Annotated in this window: 6 protein-coding genes; 4 read left to right on the top strand and 2 right to left on the bottom strand. The window is 69.2% G+C overall.

Going from position 1 to position 5,315, the window contains the following annotated elements; all coding sequences use genetic code 11:
- From serS to tyrS, 4 genes are all read left to right on the top strand, one after another.
- Positions 1-687 (top strand): serine--tRNA ligase (gene serS / locus QZ847_RS06350; RefSeq protein WP_294354439.1); only part of this gene is annotated, 687 nt, incomplete at its 5' end.
- On the top strand, positions 687-1,454 hold the full coding sequence (gene surE, locus QZ847_RS06345) for a 5'/3'-nucleotidase SurE (protein ID WP_294354434.1): 768 nt from the start codon (positions 687-689) through the stop codon (positions 1,452-1,454). The genes serS and surE, both read left to right, overlap by 1 nt.
- 4 nt (positions 1,455-1,458) lie before the next feature.
- Positions 1,459-2,661 carry a M23 family metallopeptidase gene (locus tag QZ847_RS06340; RefSeq protein WP_294354432.1) on the top strand — a complete coding sequence of 401 codons (1,203 nt, stop codon included), beginning with the start codon at positions 1,459-1,461 and terminating at the stop codon, positions 2,659-2,661.
- A gap of 37 nt (positions 2,662-2,698) precedes the next feature.
- Positions 2,699-3,925, top strand: coding sequence for a tyrosine--tRNA ligase (gene tyrS, locus QZ847_RS06335; RefSeq protein WP_294354429.1), 1,227 nt, complete (start codon positions 2,699-2,701; stop codon positions 3,923-3,925).
- A gap of 8 nt (positions 3,926-3,933) precedes the next feature.
- Here tyrS and QZ847_RS06330 read toward each other — a convergent pair whose 3' ends face one another.
- Both QZ847_RS06330 and QZ847_RS06325 read right to left on the bottom strand, forming a co-directional pair.
- Positions 3,934-4,371 carry a DMT family transporter gene (locus QZ847_RS06330; protein WP_294354426.1) on the bottom strand — a complete coding sequence of 146 codons (438 nt, stop codon included), beginning with the start codon at positions 4,369-4,371 and terminating at the stop codon, positions 3,934-3,936.
- Between the two features lie 9 nt (positions 4,372-4,380).
- A partial coding sequence (locus QZ847_RS06325; protein WP_294354424.1) for a helicase-related protein occupies positions 4,381-5,315 on the bottom strand: 935 nt, incomplete at its 5' end.

Raw genomic sequence — 5,315 nt, 5'->3', positions numbered from 1 at the left:
GTGCTGGTCGGTGATGCGGCGATGTACGGCACCGACAAATTGCCCAAGTTCGCGGACGACTCGTTCCGTACGACCGATGGCCGCTGGCTGATCCCAACCGCCGAGGTGAGCTTGACCGCTTCGGTCGCGGATCGCATCCTCGGTGATCTGGCGGAGCCGATGCGGATGACCGCGCATACCTTGTGCTTTCGCAGCGAGGCCGGTGCGGCGGGGCGCGACACGCGCGGGTTCATCCGCCAGCACCAGTTCGAGAAGGTCGAGCTGGTCACCGTCTGCCGTCCCGACGACAGCGACGCCGAGCATGAGCGGATGACGCGGTGCGCGGAAGGCGTGCTCGAAGCGCTCCACCTGCCCTATCGCCGCTTGCTGCTGTGCACCGGCGACATGGGGTTCGGCGCGCGTCGCACCTATGACCTGGAGGTGTGGTTGCCGGGGCAGGACGCGTGGCGCGAGATTTCGTCGTGCTCTACCACCGGTGACTTCCAGGCGCGCCGGATGAACGCGCGCTATCGGCCCGAGGGCGAAAAGGGTACACGCTTCGTCCATACCCTCAACGGCTCGGGCCTCGCGGTCGGGCGGACGCTCGTTGCGGTGCTGGAGAATTATCAGCAGGCGGATGGTTCGGTCGCCGTGCCGGCGGTGCTGCAGCCGTACATGGGCGGCGTCGTTCGGCTGAGTCCCCGCTGATGCGCATCCTGCTCTCCAACGACGACGGCTATCACGCGCCTGGCCTGGCTGTGCTGGAGAAGATCGCTGCCGAGCTGTCGGATGACGTGTGGGTCGTGGCACCGGCAGAGGAGCAGTCGGGCACGGGGCGGTCGCTGACGCTTACGCGTCCGCTACGGGTGCGCAAATTCGCGGACAAGCGCTTCGCCGTCAGCGGCACGCCGACCGACGCGGTGATGCTCGCGCTCGCCGAGTTGATGGACGGCGCGCCCGACCTGATCCTGTCGGGGGTCAACCGGGGCGGCAATCTGGCCGAGGACGTGATGTATTCGGGCACCGTCTCCGCCGCGATGGAAGGCGCGCTCGCCGGCATCCGCTCGGTTGCATTGAGCCAGCGCTACGGTGCGGTTGGCCCAGGCGACGATGTGTCGTTCGCGGTGGCGCAGGACTGGGGTGTTCGCACGATCCGCCCGCTGCTGGAGATGGACTGGGCGCCGCGCACGGTCGTCAACGTCAACTTCCCCGCAGTCGAGCCGGACGCGGTGCGCGGGATCACGACGGTGCGACAGGGTTTGCGCGATTACGGCCGCGTGCGGTTCGAGACGCGGCGCGACCCGCGCGGCTACGATTATCGCTGGATGTCGCTCGGTGGCATGACGACACCGCCCGCGCCCGACACCGACCTGTCGCGCGTCGCCGATGGCTGGATCACCGTTACCCCGCTGCATCTCGACCTGACGCACGAGGCGTCGCTGGCGGCACTCGCGCGCGTGTACGGCGAGGAGTAGGACCATGAGGCGGGTCGCGGCGACGGGATGGCTCCTGCTCATCGGCGGCACGCTGGCGGGCTGTATCCCGAACGGGGTCGATCGCGGCTACGACACGCCACCGCCGCCTGATGCCGGTCGCTGGTCACGTGCGCCCGAGGGGCAGGATCGGCCATACGATCGTGGCGAGGACGCCCCGCCCCGCCGCGCCGAGCGCCCGCGCGGCGACACCGAAATGCCGCCGCCGCGCGACCTGCCCGCCGCCGACCGCAGCGTCGCCGCGCGCACCGTGGTCGATCGCCAGACCGGCGTCGCACAGCTTCCCGCCCCTGCGCCCGCATGGGAGGCGCGTCCGGTCGAAGCCGACGCGCGCGAGGTCGAAGCGCAGGAATATACCGTCGCACCCGGCGACACGCTGAGCCGCGTCGCCGACCGCGCCGGGGTAGCCGCCGACGCGATCGCGCGCGCGAACGACCTTGCCGAGCCGTACACGATCCAGGTCGGCGAACGGCTGACCATTCCCGGCGGGCGCTATCACCTCGTCCGCGCCGGACAGACCGGCATCGCGATCGCACGCGCCTACGGCGTGCCGTGGTCGCAGGTTATCGCCGCCAATCAGCTCGCCGAACCCTACACGCTGCGTACCGGCCAGCGCGTACTGATCCCCGGCCCGTCGACGCGCAGCGTGTCGGCTGCGCAACGCGCCGCCGCCTTTACGCTCGACGTCGATTCGATCCTGACCGGCGGCGAGCCGGCGGTGGCGGTCAATCAGGCGCCGGCGAAGGCAGTCGCGACGCCGCGCCGCGTGCTCGCCGCGACGACCCCGGTCGCAGCCCCGCTCGGCTCCCCCGGCCAGTTCGCCTGGCCCGCAACCGGGCAGCTGATCCGCCGCTTCGGCCCCGGCGGCTCGGGCGAGCGCAACGACGGGATCAAGATCGCGCTGCCCTTGCAGACGCCGATCAAGGCGACCGCGGACGGCACCGTCGCCTATGTCGGCGATGGCATCGCCGCGCTGGGCGGGCTCGTCATCATCCGGCATGGCGGCGGGTGGACTTCGGTCTACGGCCACGCGAGCAAATTGCTGGTGCAGCGCGGACAGGCGGTGAAGAAGGGGCAGACGATCGCGCTGTCTGGCGACACCGGCTTCGCCGACCGACCTGAGCTGCATTTCGAGCTGCGCAAGGGGCGCACGCCGGTCGATCCGATCAGGCAGCTGCCGGCACGCTAGCGAATACGTCCGCGTTGATGCTAAGCGCGCCGCCGATATGACCGACTACAACTCCGACCTGCTCCGCACGCTCTCGACGCGCGGTTACATCCACCAGCTGACCGACGCCGTGACGCTTGACGCGCTGGCGGCGCGCCAAATCGTGCCAGGTTATATCGGCTTTGACCCGACCGCACCCTCGCTACATGTCGGTAATCTCGTCTCGGTAATGATGCTCAGGCGGATGCAGCAGACCGGGCACAAGCCCATCGTGCTGATGGGCGGCGGCACCGGCAAGATCGGTGATCCAAGCTTCAAGGACGAGGCGCGCAAGCTGTCGTCGCAGGACACGATCGACGCCAACATCGCCGGCATCCAGCGCATCTTCAACCGTTTCCTGACCTTCGGTGACGGCGAGACTGACGCGGTGATGGTTAACAATGCCGAGTGGCTCGACAAGCTCGAATACATCCCGTTCCTGCGCGAGGTGGGCCAACATTTCTCGGTCAACCGGATGCTCGGCTTCGACTCGGTCAAGCTCCGGCTCGATCGCGAGCAGTCGCTGAGCTTCCTCGAGTTCAATTACATGATCCTGCAGGGCTATGACTTCGCCGAACTGAACCGTCGCCGCGGCGTGCGGCTGCAGATGGGCGGGTCGGACCAGTGGGGCAACATCGTCAACGGCGTGGACCTCGCGCGAAGGATGGACGGCGCGGAGGTCTATGGCCTCACCACGCCGCTGCTAACCAAGGCCGACGGGTCGAAGATGGGCAAGTCGGTCGACGGCGCGGTGTGGCTGCACGAGGACCAGCTGCCGCATTTCGATTACTGGCAGTTCTGGCGCAACACCGATGATCGCGACGTCGGACGCTTCCTGCGGCTGTTCACCGACCTGTCGCTCGACGAGATCGCGCGGCTCGAAGCGCTGGGCGGCGCGGAGATCAACGAGGCGAAGAAGGTGCTCGCCAACGAAGCGACCGCCATGTGTCGTGGTCGCGCGGCGGCCGAAGAAGCCGCGGAGACGGCGCGGCGGACGTTCGAGGAGGGCGCGAGCGGTGCGGCACTGCCGTCGATCACCGCTAGCGGATCGATCGCGCTCGTCGACGCACTGGTCGCGCTCGGCTTCGCAGGCTCGAAGGGCGAGGCGCGCCGCCTGATCAAGGGCGGCGGCGCGCGCGTCGCGGGCGAGAAGGTCGGCGACGAGGCCGCTGTGGTAACGGTCGGCGCGGAGCCCGTTCGCATCTCGGCGGGGAAGAAGCATCACGGGCTCGTCACTCCGGGCTGAGCGCGCGTTCAGCCGCGGCGTACGACCACCACCCCCAGGATCACCAGCGCGACGCCGATCAACCGCGTCGGCGTGATCGGTTGCTGCGGCAAACCGAGCAGACCGAAACGATCGACCAGCATCGCGGTGACGAGCTGGCTCGCGACCGCCGCGGTCAGCGTCACCGCTAACCCGAGCCGCGGCGTTGCGAAGGCCAGTGCAGCGACGAACGCCGCACCGTAGAAGCCGCCCAGCCACGCCCACCACGGTGCGCCCCTCGCGGCCGACAAGGGTGTGCGATCAGCCAGCCAGATCACGAGCAAGGCCGCGGTGCCGACCGCGAACGAGATCAGCGCCGCGAGCCAGACCGATCCCGAAACCTTGGCGAGCGCCGCGTTGGTCGGCGGTTGCAGCGCGACGCCGATCCCGGCGATCAGCACGGCCAGGATCGGAAACAACGCCTGCATGTTTTCTCCTCAACCCGACCGAAGCAGCTGCACCCCCTGATCACGATCGAACAGGTAGAGTGCGACGCGTGCCGCCTGCCCGCGCGCGCCGGCGAGACCACCGTCGCGGTCGATCAGCAGCCGCGTGTCATCGGTCGCGGACGCCAGAAGTTCCCCCAATAGTTCCGGCGTCGCGAGCCGGAACACCGCCTCGCCCGACTGGCGCGTACCGAGCAGCTCGCCGCCGCCGCGCAGCCGCAAATCCTCCTCGGCGATACGAAAACCATCGTTGGTCTCGCGCATAAGCGCGAGCCGCGCGCGCGCCGTCTCGCTCAACGCCGAGCCGCGCAGCAGCAGGCACACCGACTTGCCCCCGCCGCGCCCGACGCGGCCGCGCAATTGGTGAAGCTGCGCGAGGCCGAACCGATCGGCGTGCTCGATCACGATCAGCGTCGCGTTGGGCACGTCGACGCCGACCTCGATCACCGTGGTCGCGACCAGCACGCCGAGCTCGCCGGCCGAGAAGCGCGCCATCACCGCGTCCTTCTCGGCCGGCTTCATACGCCCGTGAACCAGCCCGACGCGTGCGCCGAAGCGCGACACCAACGTCTCCGCGCGCGCCTCGGCGGCTTGCAGGTCGCTCGTCTCGCTTTCCTCGACCAATGGGCACACCCAATACGCCTGTTTCCCTTCCGACAGGTGGCGACCGAGCGCGTTGACGACCTCGTCGGTGCGCTCCTCCGACATGACCCGCGTCTCGATCGGCTCGCGTCCGGGCGGCATCTCGTCCAGCTGGCTCTGGTCCATCTCGCCGTAGCGCGCGAGCGTCAGCGTGCGCGGGATCGGCGTCGCGGTCATCGCCAGCACGTGCGGCGGCACGCGGCCCTTGTCCTGCAACAGCAGGCGCTGCGCGACGCCGAAGCGGTGCTGCTCATCCACCACGACCAGCCCCAGGTCCTTGTACC

The organism is uncultured Sphingomonas sp. (assembly GCF_913778135.1).
Lineage (GTDB): Bacteria > Pseudomonadota > Alphaproteobacteria > Sphingomonadales > Sphingomonadaceae > Sphingomonas.
The sequence above is the reverse complement of the archived record's forward strand: the minus strand, read 5'-3'. Positions and strand labels throughout refer to the sequence as shown.

What these genes read in the sequence shown, in the direction of transcription:
- QZ847_RS06330 (WP_294354426.1), bottom strand. Translation starts at nt 4,371, where the DNA reads ATGCAGGCGTTGTTTCCGATCCTGGCCGTGCTGATCGCCGGGATCGGC.
- surE (WP_294354434.1), top strand. Translation starts at nt 687, where the DNA reads ATGCGCATCCTGCTCTCCAACGACGACGGCTATCACGCGCCTGGCCTG.
- tyrS (WP_294354429.1), top strand. Translation starts at nt 2,699, where the DNA reads ATGACCGACTACAACTCCGACCTGCTCCGCACGCTCTCGACGCGCGGT.
- QZ847_RS06340 (WP_294354432.1), top strand. Translation starts at nt 1,459, where the DNA reads ATGAGGCGGGTCGCGGCGACGGGATGGCTCCTGCTCATCGGCGGCACG.